At 40.6% G+C, this 24,041-nt stretch carries 24 protein-coding genes, 2 tRNA genes and 1 riboswitch; of the genes, 13 read left to right on the top strand and 13 right to left on the bottom strand.

Annotated features, from left to right (window positions below):
- Positions 1 to 56: 56 nt before the first annotated feature.
- The 5 genes from K348_RS0104770 to thiM all read right to left on the bottom strand — a co-directional run bounded on the left by K348_RS0104770 (position 57) and on the right by thiM (position 3,994).
- Positions 57 to 1,001 carry a C39 family peptidase gene (locus K348_RS0104770; RefSeq protein ID WP_156032780.1) on the bottom strand — a complete coding sequence of 315 codons (945 nt, stop codon included), beginning with the start codon at positions 999 to 1,001 and terminating at the stop codon, positions 57 to 59.
- Positions 1,002 to 1,065: 64 nt separating this feature from the next.
- Entirely contained in the window at positions 1,066 to 1,875 is an 810-nt protein-coding gene (thiD, locus tag K348_RS0104765; RefSeq protein ID WP_029903426.1) for a bifunctional hydroxymethylpyrimidine kinase/phosphomethylpyrimidine kinase, read from the bottom strand.
- 21 nt (positions 1,876 to 1,896) lie between these two features.
- A complete protein-coding gene (gene tenA / locus K348_RS0104760; RefSeq protein ID WP_029903424.1) occupies positions 1,897 to 2,550 on the bottom strand; it encodes a thiaminase II in 654 nt (217 codons plus the stop codon).
- A gap of 3 nt (positions 2,551 to 2,553) precedes the next feature.
- Positions 2,554 to 3,192, bottom strand: a complete 639-nt coding sequence (thiE, locus tag K348_RS0104755) for a thiamine phosphate synthase (RefSeq protein ID WP_029903422.1) — start codon at positions 3,190 to 3,192, stop codon at positions 2,554 to 2,556.
- Position 3,193: 1 nt separating this feature from the next.
- Positions 3,194 to 3,994 carry a hydroxyethylthiazole kinase gene (gene thiM, locus K348_RS0104750; RefSeq protein WP_029903421.1) on the bottom strand — a complete coding sequence of 267 codons (801 nt, stop codon included), beginning with the start codon at positions 3,992 to 3,994 and terminating at the stop codon, positions 3,194 to 3,196.
- A 79-nt stretch (positions 3,995 to 4,073) separates the two neighbouring features.
- Positions 4,074 to 4,171, bottom strand: a riboswitch (TPP riboswitch).
- A 424-nt stretch (positions 4,172 to 4,595) separates the two neighbouring features.
- On the opposite strand from thiM, the gene clpB reads away from it, so the two are divergent.
- A complete protein-coding gene (clpB, locus tag K348_RS0104745) occupies positions 4,596 to 7,187 on the top strand; it encodes an ATP-dependent chaperone ClpB (protein ID WP_029903419.1) in 2,592 nt (863 codons plus the stop codon).
- A 64-nt stretch (positions 7,188 to 7,251) separates the two neighbouring features.
- On the opposite strand, the gene K348_RS0104740 is transcribed toward clpB, so the two are convergent.
- The 4 genes from K348_RS0104740 to K348_RS0104720 all read right to left on the bottom strand — a co-directional run bounded on the left by K348_RS0104740 (position 7,252) and on the right by K348_RS0104720 (position 9,605).
- The gene (locus K348_RS0104740; RefSeq protein WP_029903417.1) at positions 7,252 to 7,476 is read right to left on the bottom strand and encodes a hypothetical protein; all 225 of its coding nucleotides are present in this window, start codon (positions 7,474 to 7,476) and stop codon (positions 7,252 to 7,254) included.
- A gap of 270 nt (positions 7,477 to 7,746) precedes the next feature.
- Positions 7,747 to 8,427: an OmpA family protein gene (locus tag K348_RS0104730; RefSeq protein WP_029903415.1), complete on the bottom strand. Its 681-nt coding sequence runs from the start codon at positions 8,425 to 8,427 to the stop codon at positions 7,747 to 7,749.
- A 44-nt stretch (positions 8,428 to 8,471) separates the two neighbouring features.
- Positions 8,472 to 8,801: a hypothetical protein gene (locus K348_RS0104725; protein WP_029903413.1), complete on the bottom strand. Its 330-nt coding sequence runs from the start codon at positions 8,799 to 8,801 to the stop codon at positions 8,472 to 8,474.
- Between the two features lie 144 nt (positions 8,802 to 8,945).
- The gene (locus K348_RS0104720) at positions 8,946 to 9,605 is read right to left on the bottom strand and encodes a rhomboid family intramembrane serine protease (protein WP_029903411.1); all 660 of its coding nucleotides are present in this window, start codon (positions 9,603 to 9,605) and stop codon (positions 8,946 to 8,948) included.
- Between the two features lie 174 nt (positions 9,606 to 9,779).
- On the opposite strand from K348_RS0104720, the gene K348_RS0104715 reads away from it, so the two are divergent.
- Positions 9,780 to 11,024: a carboxypeptidase-like regulatory domain-containing protein gene (locus K348_RS0104715; protein WP_029903409.1), complete on the top strand. Its 1,245-nt coding sequence runs from the start codon at positions 9,780 to 9,782 to the stop codon at positions 11,022 to 11,024.
- Between the two features lie 171 nt (positions 11,025 to 11,195).
- Here the strand turns inward: K348_RS0104715 and K348_RS0104710 are convergent, their stop codons facing one another.
- Both K348_RS0104710 and K348_RS0104705 read right to left on the bottom strand, forming a co-directional pair.
- Positions 11,196 to 11,396, bottom strand: coding sequence for a helix-turn-helix transcriptional regulator (locus K348_RS0104710; RefSeq protein ID WP_029903408.1), 201 nt, complete (start codon positions 11,394 to 11,396; stop codon positions 11,196 to 11,198).
- Positions 11,393 to 11,791, bottom strand: a complete 399-nt coding sequence (locus tag K348_RS0104705; protein ID WP_029903406.1) for a hypothetical protein — start codon at positions 11,789 to 11,791, stop codon at positions 11,393 to 11,395. Before K348_RS0104705 ends, K348_RS0104710 begins: the two co-directional genes overlap by 4 nt.
- 320 nt (positions 11,792 to 12,111) lie before the next feature.
- Here K348_RS0104705 and K348_RS19290 point away from each other — a divergent pair, with 320 nt between their 5' ends.
- Positions 12,112 to 12,261 (top strand): hypothetical protein, encoded by a 150-nt coding sequence (locus K348_RS19290; RefSeq protein ID WP_197027631.1) that lies wholly within the window; start codon positions 12,112 to 12,114, stop codon positions 12,259 to 12,261.
- 72 nt (positions 12,262 to 12,333) lie between these two features.
- Here K348_RS19290 and K348_RS0104695 read toward each other — a convergent pair whose 3' ends face one another.
- Positions 12,334 to 13,758, bottom strand: a complete 1,425-nt coding sequence (locus tag K348_RS0104695; protein ID WP_029903404.1) for a tetratricopeptide repeat protein — start codon at positions 13,756 to 13,758, stop codon at positions 12,334 to 12,336.
- A 120-nt stretch (positions 13,759 to 13,878) separates the two neighbouring features.
- Between K348_RS0104695 and K348_RS0104690 the strand changes: the two genes are divergently transcribed.
- Positions 13,879 to 14,253: a DMT family protein gene (locus tag K348_RS0104690; RefSeq protein ID WP_029903402.1), complete on the top strand. Its 375-nt coding sequence runs from the start codon at positions 13,879 to 13,881 to the stop codon at positions 14,251 to 14,253.
- Between the two features lie 3 nt (positions 14,254 to 14,256).
- Here the strand turns inward: K348_RS0104690 and K348_RS0104685 are convergent, their stop codons facing one another.
- Positions 14,257 to 15,912 carry an AarF/ABC1/UbiB kinase family protein gene (locus K348_RS0104685; protein ID WP_029903400.1) on the bottom strand — a complete coding sequence of 552 codons (1,656 nt, stop codon included), beginning with the start codon at positions 15,910 to 15,912 and terminating at the stop codon, positions 14,257 to 14,259.
- Positions 15,913 to 16,032: 120 nt separating this feature from the next.
- Between K348_RS0104685 and K348_RS0104680 the strand changes: the two genes are divergently transcribed.
- The 9 genes from K348_RS0104680 (at position 16,033) to K348_RS0104635 (ending at position 24,005) form a co-directional block, all read left to right on the top strand.
- Positions 16,033 to 16,485 carry a GNAT family N-acetyltransferase gene (locus K348_RS0104680; protein ID WP_029903398.1) on the top strand — a complete coding sequence of 151 codons (453 nt, stop codon included), beginning with the start codon at positions 16,033 to 16,035 and terminating at the stop codon, positions 16,483 to 16,485.
- A 279-nt stretch (positions 16,486 to 16,764) separates the two neighbouring features.
- The gene (locus K348_RS0104675) at positions 16,765 to 17,682 is read left to right on the top strand and encodes a LytTR family DNA-binding domain-containing protein (RefSeq protein WP_029903396.1); all 918 of its coding nucleotides are present in this window, start codon (positions 16,765 to 16,767) and stop codon (positions 17,680 to 17,682) included.
- A gap of 214 nt (positions 17,683 to 17,896) precedes the next feature.
- A complete protein-coding gene (locus tag K348_RS0104670) occupies positions 17,897 to 20,149 on the top strand; it encodes an FISUMP domain-containing protein (RefSeq protein WP_081852514.1) in 2,253 nt (750 codons plus the stop codon).
- Positions 20,150 to 20,226: 77 nt separating this feature from the next.
- Positions 20,227 to 21,567 carry an FISUMP domain-containing protein gene (locus K348_RS0104665; RefSeq protein ID WP_029903392.1) on the top strand — a complete coding sequence of 447 codons (1,341 nt, stop codon included), beginning with the start codon at positions 20,227 to 20,229 and terminating at the stop codon, positions 21,565 to 21,567.
- A 498-nt stretch (positions 21,568 to 22,065) separates the two neighbouring features.
- Positions 22,066 to 22,257, top strand: coding sequence for a 30S ribosomal protein S21 (rpsU, locus tag K348_RS0104655; RefSeq protein WP_029903390.1), 192 nt, complete (start codon positions 22,066 to 22,068; stop codon positions 22,255 to 22,257).
- 63 nt (positions 22,258 to 22,320) lie between these two features.
- Positions 22,321 to 23,208, top strand: coding sequence for a tyrosine-type recombinase/integrase (locus tag K348_RS0104650; RefSeq protein WP_029903387.1), 888 nt, complete (start codon positions 22,321 to 22,323; stop codon positions 23,206 to 23,208).
- 19 nt (positions 23,209 to 23,227) lie between these two features.
- Positions 23,228 to 23,530, top strand: coding sequence for a ribosome hibernation-promoting factor, HPF/YfiA family (gene hpf, locus K348_RS0104645; protein ID WP_029903385.1), 303 nt, complete (start codon positions 23,228 to 23,230; stop codon positions 23,528 to 23,530).
- Positions 23,531 to 23,700: 170 nt separating this feature from the next.
- A tRNA-Thr gene (locus K348_RS0104640) sits at positions 23,701 to 23,774 on the top strand.
- 159 nt (positions 23,775 to 23,933) lie between these two features.
- A tRNA-Thr gene (locus K348_RS0104635) sits at positions 23,934 to 24,005 on the top strand.
- Positions 24,006 to 24,041 lie beyond the last annotated feature (36 nt).

Below are 24,041 nucleotides of genomic sequence, written 5' to 3'. Positions count from 1 at the left end.
AAAAGAATAGACTAAATGCCTCTTTATTTACTAAACAATCGCAACTATCGTCTATTTTATTTTTGTGATACTATCAGGAGTATATTGCCATGGTTCAAAACTCCCTGATAAACCTCCTCTGCCTTGTAATAAGAGTTTCCAACCTGCCATGCCTCAGGATCGTAAATCTCCAAATAAGTCTTATCATCAACGATCCAATAACCTTTAACTATAACAAAATGTCCACCCTCCTGCATATAATTTTTTGCCGGTCCGAAGATTCGACTTATGTATTTCATATTAAGACCTACAACTACTATCTTATTTTCATCGATATGTTTTTTTATATCATCAAAAAAAGTTTCTCTGTTATTTTCTTTGCGAAAGTCTACAGTATAAGGAATGTGATTCGCTTTCAGATAATTCCAGATATTCTCCAAATACCAATATTTATTTCTTGTGCAGGAATTGCGCGCATCTTCAACGTTTTTCGAGAATGCTGCATCGCTCCATTTTGCAGCCATTATGGCACAGGCGGGGCCACAATTAGTCGAGGCAAATTTCCCTGTTCGTTTTTGTGTTACATACCATCCTCCGGGGCGGGTGCTATCATTACTTTTAGCTTGTGAGAGGAACCGTCCCATGCCCCATTTGTAAGTGGTATCGTTATTGGTTATAACAATTTTCCATTTTGCAGTGTCCTTCTTATTTTTACTGACTATAGTGTATTCGACAGGCCTTTCAAAGTTTACTTGCGTTACTCCGCTTACTTGTTCCTCGCCGTCTGCATAAATCTTACCTTTTCCGGATAAACTGAATACCGGAACAAGCCCTTTACCGGATTTTACATCTGCCGGCATCTTATAATAAACGGTTCGGGAAAGAGTATCTATGCGGGCACTATCACTTTGACCCTGAATAGAAAAAGCGGCGATGTAACTTCTCTCATTATTCTCTTTGCACGATATAAATATGCAGAGAAAAGATAAGATGATTAAAAGATAACGGGTTGTGTTATGCATGCATTATACTTTTATACCTTTTCAAATATAGGAAATAATTATAATACAGCACAATGAATTTATCCTACTCCCAGAAATTAAAAAAATGATGCACAGGCCCGTGCCCCTTCCCTATTTCATAATCGGCTCCGGCAGCGATAGCTTTATTTATATAATCTTTCGCCTGCCTTACCGCATCATTCAGTGGCAGGCCGTGTGCAAGAAACGCGGCAATAGCAGATGAAAAAGTGCAGCCTGTTCCATGCGTATTCTTTGTTGAGATACGTTGCGAACTAAGTTCGATTATTTCGTCGGTTTCGGCATTATAGAATACGTCGGTAAGTTTGTCCTCTGTCAGATGTCCGGCTTTCAGCATCACCGATACCTGATTCCCGAAAGAGAGGTCTTTTACAACGGCAGCAAGTTCTTTCTGGGAAGAAATCTTCTTCCCCAGCAGAATTTCGGCTTCGGGAACATTCGGTGTTATTACCCTGACGAAAGGTATAAGTTCTTCCTTTAAAGTCTTTATGGCTTCATCCTGCAATAGCTTATCTCCCGATGTAGCAACCATGACAGGATCGAGGACTATATTTTTAATATCGTAACGCGACAATGTTTCCTTTACAGCCAATATAAGCTCCGAAGAATGGAGCATACCGATTTTTATCGCATCAGCCCCGATATCGTCCAGTACCGACTTTATCTGCCCTGATACAAATGGAACGGGAACCGGGTGAACATCCGTCACTCCTACCGTATTTTCATCTACTACGGCAACAATGACAGTTGCTCCGTAGCAACCGCATGCCGAGAACGTTTTCAGGTCGGCCTGTATACCTGCCCCGCCACTGGGGTCACTTCCCGCAATGGATAGTGCAATTTTATAGTGTTTCATATACCAATAATTCTTTTGTGGTTACACAGGCCATTTTTCCAATCGCCATGCGCTATCCCAGAATATCCATTCCATACGGGAACACATGACATAGGCATCAGTCATTGCTTGCCGTTGCTCCGCAGTACATTTATCCGCTAGTTCGTCGCAAATAGCGATTGCCGATTTCACCGATGCTTCGAATTCCTCTCCTCCGTATGTATTTATCCACTCCTGATAAGGGTTCTCTCCTTTCGTCTGATGCTCGATGATATAATCCCCAACTTCTTTATATATCCAGAAGCAAGGCAATACTGCTGCGGCAATAACTTCAACCGGAGAATTTGCCAGCTGTCTCAACAAGAATGAAGTATAGATTAAACAACCCGGAGAGGGTTCCGGTTTAGATGCAGAAGCAATCTTGCTTACAAAACTTTCGTGCAAATCCTTTTCCACAGCCATACTATCTCCGGCAAAATGGATGAATGCTTCTATATGTTCGGGATTAGTCAGTTTTGATGCTATGCCTGTCAGTACTTTACCATATTCAGCCAGATAAAGAGCATCCTGTTGAATATAGAAGATAAACTTTTCCCTATCCAGTGTACCGTCTATCAAACCTTGTATAAAAGGTTGCTCCAATATCTTATCATAAATTGGCTTTGCCGCATTCCATGCCTGTTCACTCCATTTCATAATTTATCTGTTTTTTGATTTTACTATTATTTCTTTCAACTGACAGGCAGATTCCTGCGGATTTTCTGCCGACATAATTGCCGACACAACCGATATACCATCAGCGCCGGCCTGTATTATATCCTTTGCATTCGACAGGTTTATACCGCCTATGCCTACACTTGGATGTACGCTTATCTTGGTTATTTCTTTTATACCTTCGAGGCCGATAGCAGGTGCGGTATCTGTTTTTGTCTTAGTGCCGAAGACGGGAGAAATTCCGATATAGTCTACATCTAGTTTATTCGCTTTAACGGCATCTTCGATACTTTCTACTGAAAGTCCTATAATCTTATCTTTTCCTAAAATTTTTCGTGCGATATTATAAGGCATATCACTTTGTCCGATATGTAATCCTTCAGCATCACAAGCTAAAGCAATATCGAGCCTGTTATTTATAATCAGAGGTACATTGTTCGGTTTGAGTATTTCCTTTAGCCTTACCGCAAGATTATAAAATTCGAGTGTGGAAGCTTCTTTTTCCCGTAGTTGTACCATAGTTACACCGCCTTTCACAGCTTCTTCTATTACCAGTTCCAATGGGCGGTTTAGAGAAAGAGAGCGGTCTGTAACCAGATAGAGATTCAAATCGAATGCCGGCATTTTATTTAGTTTGTTTTATATTAGTCCTTATTGTCTCTTCGTTGAGATTGTAAAGCTCATCGAGAAAGTTGACCTGCATGCTTCCGTTTCCTGACGAACGACGGGCAGCTATCTCTCCTGCAATACCCATTACAGCCATGCCATGCGTGGCAGCTTGCATTATATCGGGATTGATAGCCATAAAAGCAGCCACAACCGCCGTTGCCGTACAACCCATACCTGTAACACGTGCCATCATTGGATTGCCGTTCTCTACAGTTTGGGTATTTATTCCGTCAGTGATATAATCGGTCTGACCGCTTACAACCACAACCGCGCGTGTCTGTTTTGCTAAAGCTTTTGCTGACCCGAGTGCTGTATCCGACGAATCGGTACTGTCTACGCCTTTAGTCTGCACATTTGCATCGCACAAAGCCATTATTTCGGAAGCATTACCACGAATAACAGACGGAAGGCACTCTTCTATTATCCGTTTGCAAACTTTCGTTCTATACTTGGTTGCTCCCGCCCCTACAGGGTCGAATACGACAGGCGTACCTTTTGCCAAAGCTGTTTTTCCGGCGATAAGCATAGCCTCTACCCATTGCGGCTCCAACGTACCTATATTAATCACTAAAGCAGACGCGATAGAAGCCATCTCGGCTACTTCTTCCAAGGAGTGAGCCATAACGGGTGATGCACCGACAGCCAGCAAGCCATTGGCAGTATTGTTCATCACTACATAATTGGTAATGTTATGAATAAGGGGTGACTTGCTGCGTACTGCATTCAGGTCGCGAACTAAAGACTGGATATTTATCATATTTTCTAAGAGTTTATAATATAAAAAGCCGCTTCGACTGCTCGAAACGGCTTGCAATAATATGTTATTAACAATTATAGGCTTCAATTTACCGTTTCCCTCCGATGTCAATTACAACATATCAGGTTCCAGGGTTTAATCTCAGCTCTTCCGTGAAGAACACCCCTAACAGTGACGTGCAAACTTACATAAAATAATTGAAGCGACAAGAGTTAAGCAAAATATTGAGAAAGAAATTTATCTATATTAGGGTAGCTTTTAGCCGTTAGCTGATGGCTATTAGCTCTTTGAAAAATCTGTTACTTTTGTTACCTTTTAACAATATATGGTTAATGAATGTAAAATCTTTCGATTAGATACAAGTAAACGGGTAAACAAGTAGACGAGTCTTCAACTCGTATCTCGTATCTTGTTTACTTGTCAACTGAAATTTCCATTACTTTCGTTACTTTTTAACCAAACATTGTTAACAAATACTAAATTAATAATCACGAAAATTACCACTGTCATTTTGTCAAAAACACTAACTTGGCAAATATTTTGAACAAGTAGAAACAAACAATAGTTAATTTAATTAATAGCAAACGAAAAAACTAAATATATGAATTTCAATAATCTTACAATCAAATCTCAGGAAGCTATTCAGAAGGCTATCGAGGTTACAAAAGAAAAAGGGCAGCAGGCTATTGAACCGGCTCACATCCTTATGGGTGTGATTCTGACCGGAGAGAATGTTGTCAACTTCCTTTTTCAAAAACTGGGGGCGAATCCCGGTAATCTAACAAATGTGTTGAGCAGGGAAATAGATTCTTTCCCTAAAGTATCTGGCGGTGGAGAAACATTCCTCAGCCGCGAAAGCAATGCTGCATTAGACAAGGCTACCGAATATGCCCGGAAAATGGGTGACCAGTATATTTCTCTCGAGCATATACTTTTAGGGATATTGTCCGGTAAAAGTTCGGCAGCGCAAATGCTGAAAGATGCAGGCATTTCTGAAAAAGAACTGCAACAGGCTATACAAGAACTCAGAAAAGGCAGCAATGTAACAAGCCAGACTGCAGAAGATACCTATCAGGCTTTGGAAAAATATGCAATCAATCTGACTCAGCGAGCTAAGGATGGTAAACTAGACCCCGTAATCGGTCGCGACGATGAAATACGCCGTGTTTTGCAGATTCTGAGCCGACGCACCAAAAACAATCCGATATTAATCGGCGAACCGGGTACAGGAAAAACTGCTATTGCCGAAGGACTGGCACACCGCATTGTACGCGGAGATGTTCCTGAAAACCTGAAAAGCAAACAGATTTATTCCCTCGATATGGGTGCTTTAATAGCGGGTGCAAAATATAAAGGTGAATTTGAAGAACGGCTGAAATCTGTAGTGAATGAAGTGACGAAATCGGAAGGTCAGATTATTCTCTTTATTGACGAAATCCATACCCTTATCGGGGCAGGAAAAAGCGAAGGTGCCATGGATGCAGCAAATATTCTGAAACCTGCATTGGCACGTGGCGAACTGCGTTCGATAGGTGCAACAACACTGGACGAATACCAGAAGTATTTTGAAAAGGACAAAGCGCTCGAGCGACGTTTCCAGACCGTATTGGTAGACGAACCGACAGAAGCGGATGCGATTTCCATTTTGCGCGGACTGAAAGAGAAGTATGAAAACCATCATAAGGTGCGTATCAAAGACGAGGCTATAATTGCTGCCGTGCAGTTATCGAGCCGCTATATTTCCGACCGTTTTCTTCCGGATAAGGCTATCGACCTTATGGATGAATCTGCCGCCAAACTGCGTATGGAAGTAGATTCAGTACCCGAAGAACTGGACGAAAAAAGCCGCCGTATCAAACAGCTTGAAATCGAACGCGAAGCTATTCGCCGCGAAAATGACAAATTGAAAGAAGAGGAACTTTCGAAAGAAATAAGTAAACTTAAAGAAGAAGAAACCGAACTGAAAGCCAAATGGCAATCGGAGAGAGAGGTTATCAACAAGATACAGCAAAATAAGATAGAGATAGAAGATACCAAATTCGAGGCCGATAAAGCCGAGCGCGAAGGCGATTACGGCAAGGTTGCCGAACTGCGCTACGGCAAACTGAAAGAACTGGAAGACGGTATCGAAACACTACAGAACCAACTGCACGAAATGCAGGGAAACCAGGCGATGGTAAAAGAGGAAGTCGATGCATACGATATTGCTGATGTGGTTTCACGCTGGACAGGTATCCCTGTAAATAAGATGCTGCAAAGTGAACGAGACAAGTTATTAAACCTTGAAGTTGAACTGCACAGACGTGTCGTAGGTCAGGATGAAGCGATTTCTGCTGTATCAAATGCTATTCGCCGTAGTCGTGCCGGATTGCAAGACCCAAAGCGCCCTATCGGTTCATTTATCTTCTTAGGTACTACCGGAGTAGGTAAAACAGAACTGGCAAAAGCGCTTGCTGAATTCCTGTTCGACGACGAAAATATGATGACCCGTATCGATATGAGCGAATATCAGGAGAAATTCAGTGCCACACGCCTTATCGGAGCGCCTCCGGGATATGTGGGTTATGATGAAGGGGGGCAATTGACCGAAGCCATACGCCGTAAGCCATATTCCGTAGTGCTGTTCGATGAAATAGAAAAGGCGCATCCCGATGTATTCAATATACTGCTGCAAGTATTGGATGACGGACGTCTGACAGACAATAAAGGCCGTGTGGTAAACTTTAAGAATACAATTATCATTATGACTTCCAATATGGGTTCACCACTTATCCGTGAGAATTTTGCAGGCATAACGCCGAAGAATCATGACGAGATAGTGGAGAAAACCAAACGTCAGGTGCTGGATATGCTGAAAGTGAATATGCGTCCGGAGTTCCTGAACCGTATCGATGAAACGGTGATGTTCGAGCCACTGACACTGAATGAAATAGAACAAGTAGTGCGCATTCAGCTCAATAGCGTGATAAAGATGCTGAAAGGCAATGGCGTACGTCTCGAATTCACCGAAGAAGCCATTGCATGGATAGCGCAGATGGGATATGACCCCGAGTTCGGTGCCCGTCCGGTGAAGCGTGTTATTCAGCGTACCGTACTGGATACCTTATCCAAGCAGCTACTTGCAGGTACAGTGGATAAGGAGAATAAGATTGTGGTAGATATGAGAGACGGGGAACTGGACTTTAAGAATTGAGCATAAAAAATACAGGATGATTCAAATAGAATCATCCTGTATTTATACATTCTAAAAGATAAGATTATTTCTCTTCTTTACCGTTTGTGAATTCGTATTCAACGCGATCTTTGACATATTCAACCTGGTTTTTACCCATATCGGCAACATTTCTCAGATTGCGTTTTGCTTTCATTGCCATATCGCTTACATCATTGCACAATGTATTCAATTTACCTTGTTTATACATTTTTGAAACGGCGTATATTGCTGCAGCGCCAAGTGCAGCTCCGACTAATACTTTCTTCATAACTCTTTATTTTATTTATTAAACACTATTTAATTTCTAATGAATAAGGATGCCTTGTATAAAAGTGAACTGATGCTTACGCAAACAAATCAGTGCGTAATAACTGATTAATACTGGGAAATTATTAACCTTTGTAGTTTGCTGCTTTCATTTCCGGCAGGTTTTTATATAACATCTTTCATCCTGAAAATGTTCTTATATCCTGATCTTTATAATAAAAAAGGTGATCAAAAACTGACCACCTTTCTATATTATATTTGAGACCTGCAATTATTTTCCGGCTTGCTTCTGAGCATCCTGAATCATCTTCTCGTTAGGAAGAATATAGATCTCAACACGGCGATTCTGTGCACGACCTGCAACTGTGCTGTTGTCAGACACAGGCTGAGTAGAACCGAATCCCTGAGATACCATACGGTTCCCTGCTACACCTTTTGTCATAAGGAAGTTATATACAGACTGAGCGCGTTTTTCCGACAGAGGATTATTGATAGCGTCAGAACCTGTATTATCGGTATGTCCGTAAATCTGTACATCCGTATCAGGATTGTTATTCAAAGAATTGGCAAAGCTTGTCAATGAGCTCTGAGAAGCAGCATTCAATGTACTTGAATTAGTTGCAAACAAGATACCTGATTCAAAAGTAACTTTAATAGCCTGTCCGTCATTGATAGTTTCAACCTGAGCGCCATTGATCTGCTCCAGTTCTTTCTTTTGTTTCTCCATTTTGTTACCGATAACAGCACCTGCAGTACCACCAAGCACAGCACCTATACCGGCACCCCATGCAGCACCTTTACCTCCTCCGATGATAGCACCGATACCAGCACCCAATGCACCTCCGGCACCAGCACCGATACCTCCGCCTTTGACTGTGTCACTAGCTCCACAACTAGAAAATATGACCGCGCAGCTCATAAAGATTGCTGCTAAAACTGAAAATTGTTTCATAATTAATATAAATTAAATGATTATTGTTTGTGATTTATTGTCTCTTATTCGAATATACCTATAGAATCGCAATAGGCGAGTTCTCCCTGTATAATGAAGGCTATATCGTCTGCGGTAAAATTATTAACCTTATCTTTCTTGGTGTATTTGAGGACATATGCGACAATCTCGTCTTCATCGATATCCACCACTGAATTCTCATCAGTGTCTTCGTCCATAAATCCTTTTTCGTCGTAGAAATCATATACAATGTCGATGATATAGTTTATCTCATCATCGGTATATTTTTCCTTCATTTCCTGTGGAAGATAGTTTTGTATAAATTTTACTGCATCATCTTCGTCATACTGTATAAGGTCTTTCTCGTTGCCCATTATTATTACATTTTATTTATAAGATATATATATATTTTTTATAACAAAGTAATAAGTGCTATGTTCAATAAACGAATAGTTTTTTACAGAGGCGCGACCTGTGTAAGGTATCTTGTTTGTGTTAAGAACGAAACAAAAGTACAATTATTTTTTTTTCAAAACAAGATATGCCAAAATAATCAAAGGCACGATCATAATACCTATATATAGCGTGTTCTCCTGCAAAAGGGCAGGACTGAAAATCAGAGCAAGTATAAGTCCTATAGCCGCACCACCAAGATGCGCGTCGTGCCCGATATTCCCCTGCTGTGTACGCATGCCGTAAATAGAATAAGCCAGATAGACTAGCCCGAAAATCCAGCCCGGAATAGGAATAGGTATAAAGAACATGTATATGCCCATTGTCGGATAAATGGCTATGGAAGCGAATAAAACTCCTACTACTCCACCCGAGGCACCGATTGCACTATAATAGGATTCTCTCCTGTGCACCCATAGCGAAAGCAATCCTCCTCCTATTATAGATAAAAAATAAATGAGAAGATACTGCCATATCCCGAAAGCTGCTATTATTACATCCGAAAAGAAGTACAGCGTAAGCATATTGAAGATAAGGTGCATATAATCTCCATGAAGTGTAGCCGAGGTCAATAGCCTATCCCATTGCTTCGATTTGCCGAGAATGGCCCCGACATTAAACTTGTATCTGTCGAAAAAAGCCATATCGTTAAAACCCTTTATACTGGTCAGAACGGTAAGAGCAATAATAATAAGAGGCAGAATATTTGCTACATTGAATGTCATACGCACTAATTTTAATAACTGTGCAAAGATATTAAAAAGACTATATAAACACAGGTTTTAGTTCTGAAAGATATATTCACACAGGCAATATAATATCTTAATTAACTCTTATTCATTTTTGCCATAAAATATCATGACAATATATCCGTTCATACTTAAAAACCGGAAAGCGTAATGAAGAGAATAGAAACAATCATACTCCTTCTGTTATCCAGTATAACTATCAGTGCCCAAACCTCCATACAAGGAACAGTTATAGACAAGGATACGAACAAGCCCGTGCCTGATGTTATCGTCCAATACGGCGCTACTTCCAAAGACTATGCCTATACAGACCATAAAGGACAGTTTTCGATTCCTGCCAACAGCGAGGATATCATCTATTTCCAATGCATCGGCTACAAATCAAAGTCTGTACTTAAAGCCACCTTGCAAAGACAATCCATTGTCGTTATGGAGCTCAATCCTGTATCGTTGGCTCCGGTAGTTATCAGTCCTTATGATGCAGATAAACTGCTGGAAGAAGTAATGCTTAATACCAAGAAGAATCTCGTAACCGGAACTTCAATCGGATATCTGCTACACTTCCTTCAAACCAAAACTACCGACACCCTGCAAAATGAGATATACCTGAAATACACTACTTCCCTCGACGAAAAGACACTGAAAAAGAGCCTGAAGAAAGAGCGTATACCTTACATATACAACATTGTAGACATCAGAAGGCTTCAAAAATCGGTCACTCCCACATCCGAGCTCTACGGGGCGGAATACCATGCTTCCCACTTGCTTTCGTTCGGCAAAAGCGTCAACAATGAAACCAGCAGGTCTTTCACATCGGACAGCTCGCTTATAATCCTTAACATAGAACCGCTGATAGGAAAAGATGGCTGGGCAAACGGCCAAGTACTCATCAACAAAGACGATATGACTATAAAGTCAATGGAAATCGAATCTGTCGATTCTGTCCTAGCTTCTCAACCTGCCAAGCGCTACATGGGCAAACTTGTTCAGGTACTGAGAAAAATCGGCCGTTTCGAATTTGCCAAAGCTGCCAACGGCAAGTATTACATGAAAGAATGCTATACCTACTATAAGTTCCGTGCCGTCAACGAATATGGCATCGAAGAAGATATAGTATATCATTGCGATGTAGACTGCATCGGTTCTGTTAATCCTATTAAAGTAAAGAAGAGAAGACTGAGCGGCTATTGTCAGGAACTCTTCTACTTCCCCGACTCTACGGTAGAAGATTTTTGGAGTTATAATGATAACGCCGATCCGGGATGGCAGGCATACAAGTCTTCAGGTGAATTGTCACTCGGGAATAATTCTACTCCGAAATCCAAAGGCTTCTCCTATTACCTTGCCCGTTCTCTCCCCGCTATCCCTATAGTCATTCTTTTGTTAGTGATATAAGCACCCATATTATTTACATATATTAACTATGTTTAGTTAAAAAGTAACGAAAGTAACGGATAATTCAGTTGTCAGTCAACAGTTATCAGTTAACAACATATCTTTGCGTCCTTGCGTCTTTGCAAGATAAAATGTTAAAAGGTAACAAAAGTAACACATTTCATACCCGAATTAATCCTCATCTTCCAGTTCAAATATTTCATTTACAGGCTTGCCGAAAGCAGCAGACAATTTAAGAGCCAAGACCGTAGAGGGAATATAGCGACAGGCTTCTATCGAGTTGATAGTCTGACGCGAAACTCCTACTTGTCGGGCCAGTTCCTGCTGGGTGAAGTTCAGTCGCGCACGTTCCAGTTTTATAGTATTTTTCATTTAAGCCGCCATTTTAGAAAGTAAAATATTAGGATATAAGCCACTAACATTGTACTTATTATACCATTAGAATTTACCTGAGATATAGTTCCTTCGAGAAGAAAGCTCATCAATGGTTTCATAAAGGAAAAATAAAAGACGGAAAAAATAAAAGCAAATACTATCGCCTGTAAGCGTATCGATACCATCATTTCGTCTTCCACCCTCTCGCGGGCAAAGGCTATAAATGACAATCCCAATGTTAACAAGCTAAAAGAAAAGAACTTAATAAGATCTATATCCACTCCCTTAAAAACAGTATTCAATAAAAAGAAAAATGACACAGGATTTATAAAACAAAGGGCAATCCCTATGTACTTAAAATAATGCGGAAATAAACGTAATTTATTATTCATATTATATCAGATTAAAATTGTAAAATAAACTTTACTAAAAGACAAATATACTTTACATTTTTAAAGCATGCAAATCTTGTGATAAATATTCATGGTGTTTAAAAACATATATAACTAAATTATAAGTAATAGCTAAAAGCTATAAAACAATATAGATAAACTTTCAAAAATAAAATACTTAAAAACCTCAATATCATACCATTTTTACTATCAAAATAAAAAAATTAACTTTTTCTCAAATCAAAAATGTTAGTTGGATTGTTGATATAAGATAAACTCTATATATTAACAGTTGATTAAATAATAAAAAAGATATACTTATGGAAGATTTTGAATTTGATGACAAGCATGACAAAGAACTGAAAGCGCTGAAAAGAAAAAACAGAAGACAGAATATGATCTGGGCATTAATTGCCATACAGGCAGGCTCACTCATTTTATCTTATTATTTGGGCAGGTCGCATAAATAATGCCGCGTCAAAAATGAATACGGGGTAAAGCACATCCATGCTTTACCCCATATTTATGTAATATTTTGCTTCTTACTGATTCTGTATTTCCTGATTACGGGCCTGCATTTCCAGCGGCTGTATCTGGCTACGCAGTTGTTCCTGCTTGCGTTCCATGTCGAGTATTTCGGTAGCCATTGTGCGCCTTACTTCTGCCGAAGCCTTGCTGTATGTATCCCTGAGCGCGTTTAGTTTATCGGTTGTCGATTTCAGATCAGACTTCATTTGCACTACCCTGTAGTAAGTATCGCGTGCCGTTTTGTTTTTGAAATCAGCCAATTTGTAATATGTATTGGCATCGTTAATTACAAAAACAAAGTCGTGTACCACTTTCACTTCTTCTTTAGGCGCTTTGCGTGCTAAAGCGATCAGCTGCGAGTAATTTTGGCCCTTTGCCCACGAGTCCTTTATCGATGTTATACGCGCCCTGTCGGCTACATATTTTTCATCTTCGCTTTGTACGATTTTCACCACATTGTTAGGGATAAAAGTATACACACATACTTTCCCCTCTGGTTGGAATCTGTCGGAAGCAAACCATCCTACATTTTTTTCTTCATCAACCACCATCATATAGTCGTTGTATACAGAGTTGAAAGGCATATTCAGTCGTTCCGGCGCCAGATATGTATCGTTATTCATATTGTAACGAGATACAAAGAGGTCGTATCCGCCCAGTGTTTCATAATCTTTGGCTGCGAAATAAATAGTAACGCCATCGGTCATCATATATGGATAATTGATATCTCCGGTGAGATTGAAATTATTTGGTGACAATTTCTTTTCATTACCGAATTCATCCAGCAGCTTTTCCATCGAATACAATGAATAAGAACCGTTTTTATCGGGTTGCGAATAATATATTTTTGTTTCCTTCTCATTGAAATAAACGGTTGCATCCACAGGCTTATTCGAGGTAAAGACCTTATTGAAATAATCGATGCGCCCCGAACTGAGGCTCAGCTTATAAGCCGAAAGGAAATCGGACTTATTCACTACCATGCTGTCGATAATCTGTATATCTTCCGTATTGGATACCACACGGTGCATACGCGACATATACTTCCGTCTTTCTTCGAGGCGGGCACGGGCATCGTCGTCTTTCTTCTTCAACAGTGATTCATACTTGTCGAAATTTTCTTCAGCTTCTGTAAAGCGGAACTGATCTGTATATATCTGTCCGAGGTAATAAAATGAATCCTGTATTTTTTTCTGTGATGCTACCAACAGGCATTTTTCAGCCAGAGCTATATCTCCGCCTGTTTCGTACAGGCAGACACCGTACCATTGATTTATATTCGCATCCTTTGGTTTGGCGGCATATTCGGCTTCGAATACGGGCAATGCCTGCGCATATTCACCCTTGAGGTAAAGCGCCTTAGCTTCGGCCAGCGTCTGTGAATACAAGGCCGGCAGACAGCATAGGGAAAGCACTATATAAATAAAGATCGTTTTCATAAACTATTCCTTATAATTAATGGTTTCAAAGATAAGAAATTTAAATTATAAGATGATGCAGATATCAGAATTTGCTTTACTTTTGCATCGCAAAAAACGAATATAACGAATTAGTAGAATATGAACTTAGCGGGCTTATATACAGTACTTTTACTTATCGTATCCAATGTCTTTATGACATTTGCATGGTACGGACACCTCAAAATGAAGGAATACTCATGGTTTGCAGCCTTGCCGCTTGCAGGAGTAATTTTTATCAGTTGGGGAATAGCATTTTTCGAATATTGTTTTCAGGTTCCTGCCAACAGATTAGGTTTTGAGGGCAACGGCGGCCCGTTTTCGCTTATGCAATTGAAGATTATACAGGAAGTGATTACCCTTACCGTATTTGTCCTGTTCAGCACATTGGCTTTCAAGACGGAAGCTTTCAAATGGAATCACCTGCTGGCATTCGCTTTTCTTATCGCAGCCGTATATCTGGTTTTCAAAAAGTAGGCGTCAGTCCGACTTCTTATTCCGCAAAATGGAGAGTATAACAATCACTCCCATTATACCGGAAACCAAGAATCCGAGAAAGCCCAGCACCGATACACCCCATGCAGTAGGCGGCATTGCTGCCTGTATAAGTATAGCCGAGCCGATAGTAGAGGCGGCGATAATAACGGCGATAACCAGATGATTCATGGTATTGCGGATATCTGTGAGGCCTTTCAATCTGTGATTTATCTCCAGATCGTTGTTATTCACCTTCTGAACGAGAGAATGAATATCTTCCGGTAGTTCTTCGAGCCTGTCGCCCATATCGTAAAGCTTATCGAGGACTTTATTGGTGAGATGTTTCGGATTCAGCCGTTGCTTCATCAACTTTATACCATAAGGCTTTACATTCTCGATTATATTGGTTTCTATACCCAATTCGCGACCAATGCCTTCGAGTAGGATAATCCCTCTCACAAGCAGGTATATATAATCGGGCAGTATGGTTTCATTTTCATTCAGCAGGCGGGAAACCATTTTCGCTATATCTTTCAGGTCGAGTTCTTTTATGGAAGTATTATCCATTATATATAGCAGTTCATATAGGTCACGCCCCAACTGTTCCTCATTCTTTATACTATACCTTACAGCTACCTTCTTAATGATGCGGATAAGCCGCTTCACATCCTTGCGGAGAGCATAGATAACAAAATCGCCCAGATTCTCCTTATCTTTCGGCAACAGTTTACCTACCGAACCGTAATCGATAAAGACAACTTTACCGTCGGGCAGAATAAATATATTCCCCGAATGCGGGTCTGCATGAAAAAATCCGTAGTCGATAATCTGCTTCAGATACAGGTCGACAATCCGTTCGGCAAGTACTTTCGTATCCAGTCCGCTGTCCAGCAGTTGCTGCTTATCAGATACTTTTATGCCGTCGATAAACTCCATGCATAATATATTACTGTTGGAAAGTTCCTTGTAAGTGGCGGGCACATATATTGTATCGTTATTCTTGAAGTTAATTCTGAAACGCTCGATATTTGCCAACTCCTGCGTAAAGGACAACTCGGTTATCACGGCTTTTTCAAACGTGCAGACAATATTATATAATCCGACTTTTCTTGCTGCATCATAATATTTTTCGAGGATACTAGCCAAATCTTTCATGATAAGGATATCCGCCTCTATTATTTCACGGATGCCTTTTCTTTTTACTTTAATTATAATTTTCTTCTGTCCTTCCCTCATTACGGCAGTATATACCTGCGACAGTGAGGCGGCAGCTATCGGTTCTAAATCTATTTCCTCGAATATATCGTCGGGCTCTATTCCCAGTTCTTCTTTCAGTGTGGCGCGTAAATCTATATCTTTCGCCTGCACCTGATCCTGCAGTTTCTGCAATTCTACGATCAATTCTTCCGGCAGCAGGTCGTCGCGGTTACTCATCAGTTGTCCCAGTTTTACATAAGCGGGGCCCAGTTCTTCCAGTACCATGCGTATACGCTCGTAGATACTGAGCGAAAAAGCTTCTTTACGCTTTTCGCTATGCTCGATGTAGGCATCGGGGATAAGTTTTTTCAGGTCTGTCTGTGTTACCAGTGTTTCAAATCCGTATTTAGAAAGTACGGCAGCAACCCGCGCCGTCCTCTTTATCTTTTTGATATTATCCATATGAGTAAATCTTGAAAATGTAAAAATACGGATTTAAGTTAGTATGTAACAGCCTGTTTCAATTTTATAAATAAATTTCTTTCCAAAATACTTATCTTTGCCCTCTAAAGTAAAGAAACAATGAAAAAAGATATAAGCTGGAAAGTCAGCCGCTTCGACGAACTATCGACAGATGAGCTATACGAAATATTGCATCTCAGATGCAAGGTATTTGTACTCGAACAGGATGCCCCCTATCTGGATATGGACTATAAAGACCAGAAAGCTGTACATCTTCACGGTTATATCGACGGTAAACTCATTGCTTACTGCCGTATATTCAGCGCAGGCGATTATTTCGAAGAGGCCAGCATCGGACGTGTGATAGTAGCGCAGGAATACAGGCAATACGGATACGGGCACGACCTTATGATAAAAGCGATTGAACTGGCAAATGTCTTATTAACTGAAAGAGTTATCCTTATCTCGGCTCAGGAACGCCTGCAACGCTTCTACGAAAGCCATGGCTTCGTCAAAGTATCCGATACATATATGGAAGACGGCATACCACATATCAGAATGAGAAAAGAATAATACCAAAGCTTTACTTTTTTTATTTTGCCCATAAACAAATTAGACGAGTTTCTATACAAAACCCAGCCAGCTGCATTATAGTAGTTTCTTTTAGAAACAATTAGTTGCTATCTTATATTTTTAATATTATATTTGCTACTCGAAGCAACAAGAGCGGGTCAATAAATATAACATTATTGTAAAGAGAAGTTACGCCTTATCCTGATATAAGACAATAATCCATTATAAGCTAACATAATTTTATAGCCCAGATTTAATTGATTGGTATATTCTGTCATAATGAAAAATATTATAGACTACCTGAAACAACCTTTTCCCTACTACCATAAGAACTGGCTTATAGTAGCTGCACCAACTGTATGGATTTTTCTGCTTACTTATATACTCGAACCACTGGGACTCAGTTCCATAACCTACAAGCTTAAGGTTGTTATTATAATTACCCTTATCACTACCATTTCGGCAATTATTGTCGTTTACATTTTCCCCCGTATATTCAAAAAATTCTATAATCCGGAGAATTGGAAAATATATAAGCTCCTGTCTTACGGCTTATTCATTTCCTCTCTCAGCATTCCGGCCACCACTTATTATGTCTATTCTATTTATCTGAAAGAATGCCCCAATATCATTCATACAAGAACCGAACTGATGTTCTTCTGGTTTCCTATAGCATGGTTTATCGCTATCGTTCCCACATTGATTATTTTTATTCAGGTGAAGCAGACTTGGGCCACAGAGAAACAGGATGAAGCCATTACTAGTAGTGAAATTTCTTGTATCGAGGAAACCGAAGAGAGGGAAGATATTATTTCTATAACAATCAATGCAAGAGAAAAACTGGAAATCATTCCTCAAGATTTTCTTTATGCCGAAGCTCAAGGCAATTATGTAATCATTTTCTATATAGACAACAATGAAGTCCGGCGCAAATCGTCGAGAGCAACAATATCCAATATGACCGAAATATTGTGCAAACATTTCTCAATTGCAAGATGCCACCGGACATATATTGTCAATACATCTTATATCTGTAATATCCGCAGTCAGTCACAGACCTACACTCTTACTCTCACTAAAACCAATGCCGAAATACCGGTATCGAGGTCGTATCTTAAAACAATAAAAAGCCTTGTAACTCTCCAATTACCCGAAAACACCCTTGCTCATTCGTCACAAAGAGCATGTGACGAATGATATAAATATTACCATTCGTCACAATTTCAGGGGATAATATCACTTTTTTTTTGTTCTAAAAAAAAAGCATATTTCCTTTGGTCTGCGGTAAAGAAAAGAAGACACGTAAGGAACATACAAATATTGAAGGCAACAACACCTACAATCCGACAAACTAGCTCCGGTTACTTACTTCATTCTGATTTAACAGACACGTACACAAAACATACTTGCTATGAAATTTGTAAAGATTACATTATTAACACTTTTATGGATGACCTTTTATGGGTTGCAGGCACAGGTAACAGTAGGATCTAATAAAAATCCGAATAGCGGTTCACTACTCGACCTTAAAGAATATACGAACGATCATAATATGGTCACATCATCAAAGGGACTTGCATTACCAAGGGTCAAACTGACCGACAAAAACAATCTTTATCCCATGTTGGAAAATACTCCCGGCTCGGGAACCCCCAACAGCGACTACCAGACAGCATTGCAAAAACAGGAAGAAGACAAAAGACATGTAGGACTTATTGTATACAACCTGAACCAATGTCAGGGTTTTGCCAAAGGAGTATATATTTGGAAAGGTAACGAATGGGAACAACTCACAAGGAATGAAGGGATAGAAGTGGCGGAAATCTTGTGGAACGACGAAACCAAAATGCCGGGGACCAAGACTATTATTCCGATTCTTAGCGGATTGGGAAGACAATCACCGCTGGCTTCTACTCAGAACATGAAAATCGCATGGAAATCCGCCGGCCTTACCACCTCCATTACAAACATAACGAATACAGTTGGCGGAGGCCTCTCTTTTTCTTCCAATCCCCCTTCGGGATGGACGACTCCGCTAAGTACAAATCCGACCAACTTCAGTTTCGGCCTCAATAATATGAGCAATGTAGTAGATATTATCAATAAACCATGGCAAAGCCGCGAAACAACCATAAAGTTTACAACATCGCAGGACGAATGCGGCGACTCGGCAGAAAGGACATTTGTACTTAATCAGACCAACTACGCTCTCACAGTCGATAATAGCACACATCAATGGTCACCTTACAGAAACAGGACAAGTTTCAGGCATCTGATAACTGTTATAGATACTCAAACATTTCCCGGATGGAGTGCTAATTATTTCTTTTTCGATATCGCTTCCAACGCTTCATGGACAAGCAAATACAGGGTAGTAACCCCCAATATCATTAGCAATATCGTAATTCCGTCTAAAGGGGGGAAAGAAGTGACTAACTATAACGTTGCTTATGGCAACGAGCCGACACTCCAACGTTATACACCGATAAGAAACAATCGATCGGTAAGAACAAACAGTTCATCCGACAGCTATGTGGCTGAAAGGAACCAGTACAAAACAGCAGCTACCTTAACATTCTATGATAGTATCCCTGCACCCAATCATCGCTTCGACTCCATCGTCGTCACACTTATCCAATGTGCAGGCCTACCCGATCTTTCCTCCATTCAGGATGGCGATGCCATTCCTGTATCAGACTGGCAGGACAAGGTTCTTTATCACAAAGATCAGTCAGACAACAGGTTCTACTCGGCATCGTTCGGTAATGCCGGGCGATGGATGACTACCAATCTGGCAGCCACACGTTATGCAGATAATATGGGAGGCGCACCACTAGGAGTATATAGCGGCGACAGTCTGGCTACCCGCAATACTTCGGCGCGGGTATATGGCTATCCACGCTATATCCACGTTGTCAATCCCACGCAAAACGATACTATAAGGAAAGTTGGTGCTGAAGGATGGGGCACACCTCCTATCAGACACGCTGCTTATGGACAGCCGTGGTATTCCGAACAGGGAGTACTTTATTCATGGTACGCCGCTACAAACCTGAATGAGTCCTACATACTCAATCAGGGGCAGGCGACACCCGGTCTCGAACTTCCTGCCGGACCAAATGAAATCGAAAGCATTTACGAAACAACGTCCGGCGCTAAAAACGGAAAAATACAAGGCATTTGCCCTGAAGGATGGCACTTGCCTACCGACAGGGAATGGAACGAACTGGAACGGGAACTCTACAATAATCCGAAAAAATACAGCGACTATACGGATGACCTTATCAACACTTTTAATCCTGCAACGTGGAATCCCAATTTCGAAACCGCTAGAGGCTGGCGCGGAGGAAGTTCTATTATGAATGAGGGTTATGCCGGAGTCTTCAAAGAGATATGTCCGGTAAGAGATTTCGAAGCCAATTTCTCGGTTTATTCATATGGCTACAGCAAAGAACCTGCCTTAGGAGGATTTAACGTTATGTGTGTAGGCTGGGGTATGGGCCCTATGATGCATACTTATTATGGCTCGGCAAGATTCTGGACAAGTAGCGGTATAGTCAATGGAGCATGGACCAGAGGCTTTACATATGATTTCGGACAGGTAATGCGCTTGCATACATATAAGTATATGTTACAATCTGTACGTTGTAAAAAAGATGATTAAAAAAGAGCCTGATACTCTCTCCATACTAATAAACCTTTAGCACTTTAAATATATTCAATTCAACTAATCACAAACAAATGAAACAGAGAAGTCTCAGAATTGCTGCCGGTGTATTTTTATTTTTGATATACATCATTTCTATTAATAATGCATCGGCACAGGTAACAATCGGGGCAGATATGGAACCCAACAAAGGTTCGCTACTCGACCTGAAACAATACGCACCCACAGCCGACAACACCAATGCTGTGCGCGGCCTGTCCATGCCACGCGTAATAATAAATAATCTTACGCCTTCTACAGATGCCGAACTGGCAGCATCTATCGGAACACCGGGCGATAATTTCGAAATAAATACGCATATCGGACTGGTTGTATATAATGTAGGTAAGGAGATTACCGATCCCTGCGATGATTCCACTCCTATACCGCCGGGCTTGTATGTCTGGCATGGCGACAGATGGGAACTTCTTCACGACGGCAATGACAGAACTATGGTCTTTACAGATCAGGAAGGAAAGGAATTCAAAGCACGCAGATTCGGTTCGGCCGGAGTATGGATGATACAGAACCTTGCTGTAAAAAGTTACGCATCTAATATTGCATCACCACCGGTATTGAATATACATACAGGTGGTATAAATCCGGCAAATGCGGAATATGCCTATCCGTCGAACACATTATCCGCTTCTCAACCGGCAGCATGGGCACGCAAACAGGGAATGCTGTACAGCTGGGCAGCCGCAACCGGAAAATATACCCCGACGGCTACAGACCAGATTCAGAGTACGGCATCGGGTGTAGCACCCGGAAACGATGAGGTGGAATCGGATTCAAATATCGGGACAAAAGACAGTAAAGGGAATTACATCATACAAGGTATTTGCCCCGAAGGGTGGCACTTGCCCAGCGACAGGGAATGGAACGCACTGGAAAAAGAGCTATATAATAATGCTAGCCTGTACAGCTCATACAATGATACTGATATGAGTGGCTTTATCCCCTCCTCTCCCGTTACGGGATGGGAAAGTATATGGGAAACGGCGACATTTCCCGATCGGAATTCACTCAGGGGGTCGGGCAGCGACAAAGGCCATGGCTTAGCAATGATAGGACGATGCATGATGCCGGGAGCACCTACCCCACTGTATACAGGGAAAAGCCTGACGGCGATAGAAGGCGGCTTCGATATTATAATTACAGGAAGTATATACAACGGCAGCGTACACAATTACGGGGAAACAACCCAGCTGTGGACAAGCAGTGCCTCGGGCGCAGGCAATGCATATACTAGGCTTTTTGAGTACAACATCAGCGGTGGTTACCAAAGCCCGTCAAACACATATAGCGTACGCGTAAGGCGGCATTCGCCCGAGCGCAGCTACCTGCATCCCGTAAGGTGTAAACAAAATGACTAAAACCCTATAAAAATAACACAAACCGGTTATGATAAAAATCTCAGCAGATTATTATTTGTCTTTTTAATTTGTCTTCATCATCGATTGTGGTTTGTGAAAATAGCAATCCGAGATTTGTTCTGCTGATTATAGCCTCTCCGGTCTTCGTTGTGTAGTTGGACCGGAGAGGATTATTAATTGTTTATCCACAGTTTCTCAGCCTCTATTTTAACTATCTCAAATGCGCTATTTTTGACGTTGACAAGAATTATTTCACATAAAATCTTTGTTTCTAAAGAATTAAATAATAAATTTGCAACCCGAAAACAGAAGGGAGGTTTAATGATCTTTTGAACAAAACATATCATGTGAATGAAATACCGTCATCGTAACGGTGTTCGAAAGATTATTATACATAAAAAATCCACAATACTGAATAAACAATATGCCGCTGCTGAAAGCGACATCTTTAAATTGATTAAACAAAACAAAAAATAATAAAAAAACAGAATAACATTTATGATTATTGTTCCATTGAAAGAAGGCGAAAATATCGAAAAAGCCTTGAAGAAATTTAAAAGAAAATACGAAAAAACAGGTGTAGTAAAAGAACTTAGACGTCGTCAGGAATTCCGCAAGCCGTCGGTAGTAAAAAGAGAACAAAAATTACACGCTGTATACGTGCAGGCGATGCACCGCGAAGAAGAATAAATAGCTATTGCCATTTTCGCATAATATTATTAACTTCGTCATTCAGGATTACAATTCGGATAGATGATGTTACTAATAGAGAAATATACAAGATATCTCCGTTATGAAAAGAACTTCTCTTTACATACGGAGATTTCTTATTCTACAGACCTTCATCAATTCGCTGAGTTCCTGCAACAGCACTTCCCTGACACCGATATCAAGAATGTAGACAGCGACATCGTACGCATGTGGATAGTTTCACTGATGGAAGCGAAAATATCAGCCCGGTCGGTAAACCGCAAGTTGAGCACACTAAAATCATTTTACAAATACCTGCTGCGGATAAATGAAGTTTCCACAAATCCGGTAAAGAAAATAACAGGACCGAAAACGCCTAAACCGATCCCTTCGTTCGTAAACAACGGGGATATGGACAAGGTGCTGGATGAAACGAATTTCGACGACAGTTTCGAATCGCTGCGAAACCATATTATGATCGAGTTGTTTTACGTTACAGGTATCCGTCGCGCCGAACTGATCGGACTCAAAGATACGGAGGTAGATTTCAGCGCCGAAACGATACAGGTAACGGGAAAACGAAACAAGCAACGCCTTATCCCATTCAGCGACGGCATGAAAGATCTCCTTAGCCAATATATAACTATAAGGAATACCCAGATAGAAAATTTATCAGGATACCTGTTTGTAAAAAACGACGGTGAACAGCTCTATCCCATGCTGGTACACCGCATTGTGACCGAAAACCTGAAGCAGGTACCCACATTATCCAAAACCAGCCCGCATGTCCTGCGTCATTCATTTGCCACCAGCATGCTGAACGACGGGGCTGACATCAACGCAGTAAAAGAACTACTTGGACATTCGAGCCTCGCGGCTACCGAAATATATACGCACACTTCATTTGAAGAACTAAAGAAAATTTATAACAAGGCTCATCCAAGAGCCTAAAATTAAAGGAGGAAATATTATGAATATTGCAATTCAGTCTGTGCACTTTGAAGCAAGCGCTCAATTAAAAGAGTTTATCGAAAAGAAACTATCTAAACTCGATAAATTTTCCGACCTGATCGTAGACGCAGATGTAATTCTCAAGGTGGTGAAACCGGAAGTAGCAAACAACAAGGAAGCTTCGGTAAAGCTGAACATCAAGAACGGAGAGCTGTTTGCCAATAAAGTGGCCGACACCTTCGAAGAAGCAGTAATGCTCAACGTGGAAGCCCTCGAAAAGCAAATACTGAAAGTGAAAGAAAAAGCTCAGATCAAACAATAAGAAATCTCTTATACATCCCTTTTCCATCCAAAGGATAGAGGAATATGTTCCAAAACGAAGAACTAAGGAAAAATAAATACATAAAGTATTGTGATTCTAAAAAATAATTTCTAATTTTGTCGCCGTTTCGCTATGAAAAAAGCAGAAATGACGGCAAAATTAGTTTTTACGCCTCTTTAGCTCAGTTGGCCAGAGCACGTGATTTGTAATCTCGGGGTCGTTGGTTCGAATCCGACAAGAGGCTCAGGTATAAAATAAGAAGTATAGATAGAACAACGGAAAAGCTATTTAGTTTAACGTTTTTTGAGTTCAGCTTCTCTTTTTTAATTCGATAAAGAACAAACACCTGAGTTAAGCAAGACGAAGGGTGATTTTTTATTGAAGAATAAATCGAAAGATTTATGCCAATGTAGCTCAGTGGTAGAGCACTTCCTTGGTAAGGAAGAGGTCACGGGTTCAAATCCCGTCATGGGCTCTATTTGTAAACGGATTCAATTAGAATTAAATATAT

Source organism: Prevotella sp. 10(H) (assembly GCF_000711235.1).
GTDB lineage: Bacteria > Bacteroidota > Bacteroidia > Bacteroidales > Dysgonomonadaceae > Dysgonomonas.
The sequence above is the reverse complement of the archived record's forward strand: the minus strand, read 5'-3'. Positions and strand labels throughout refer to the sequence as shown.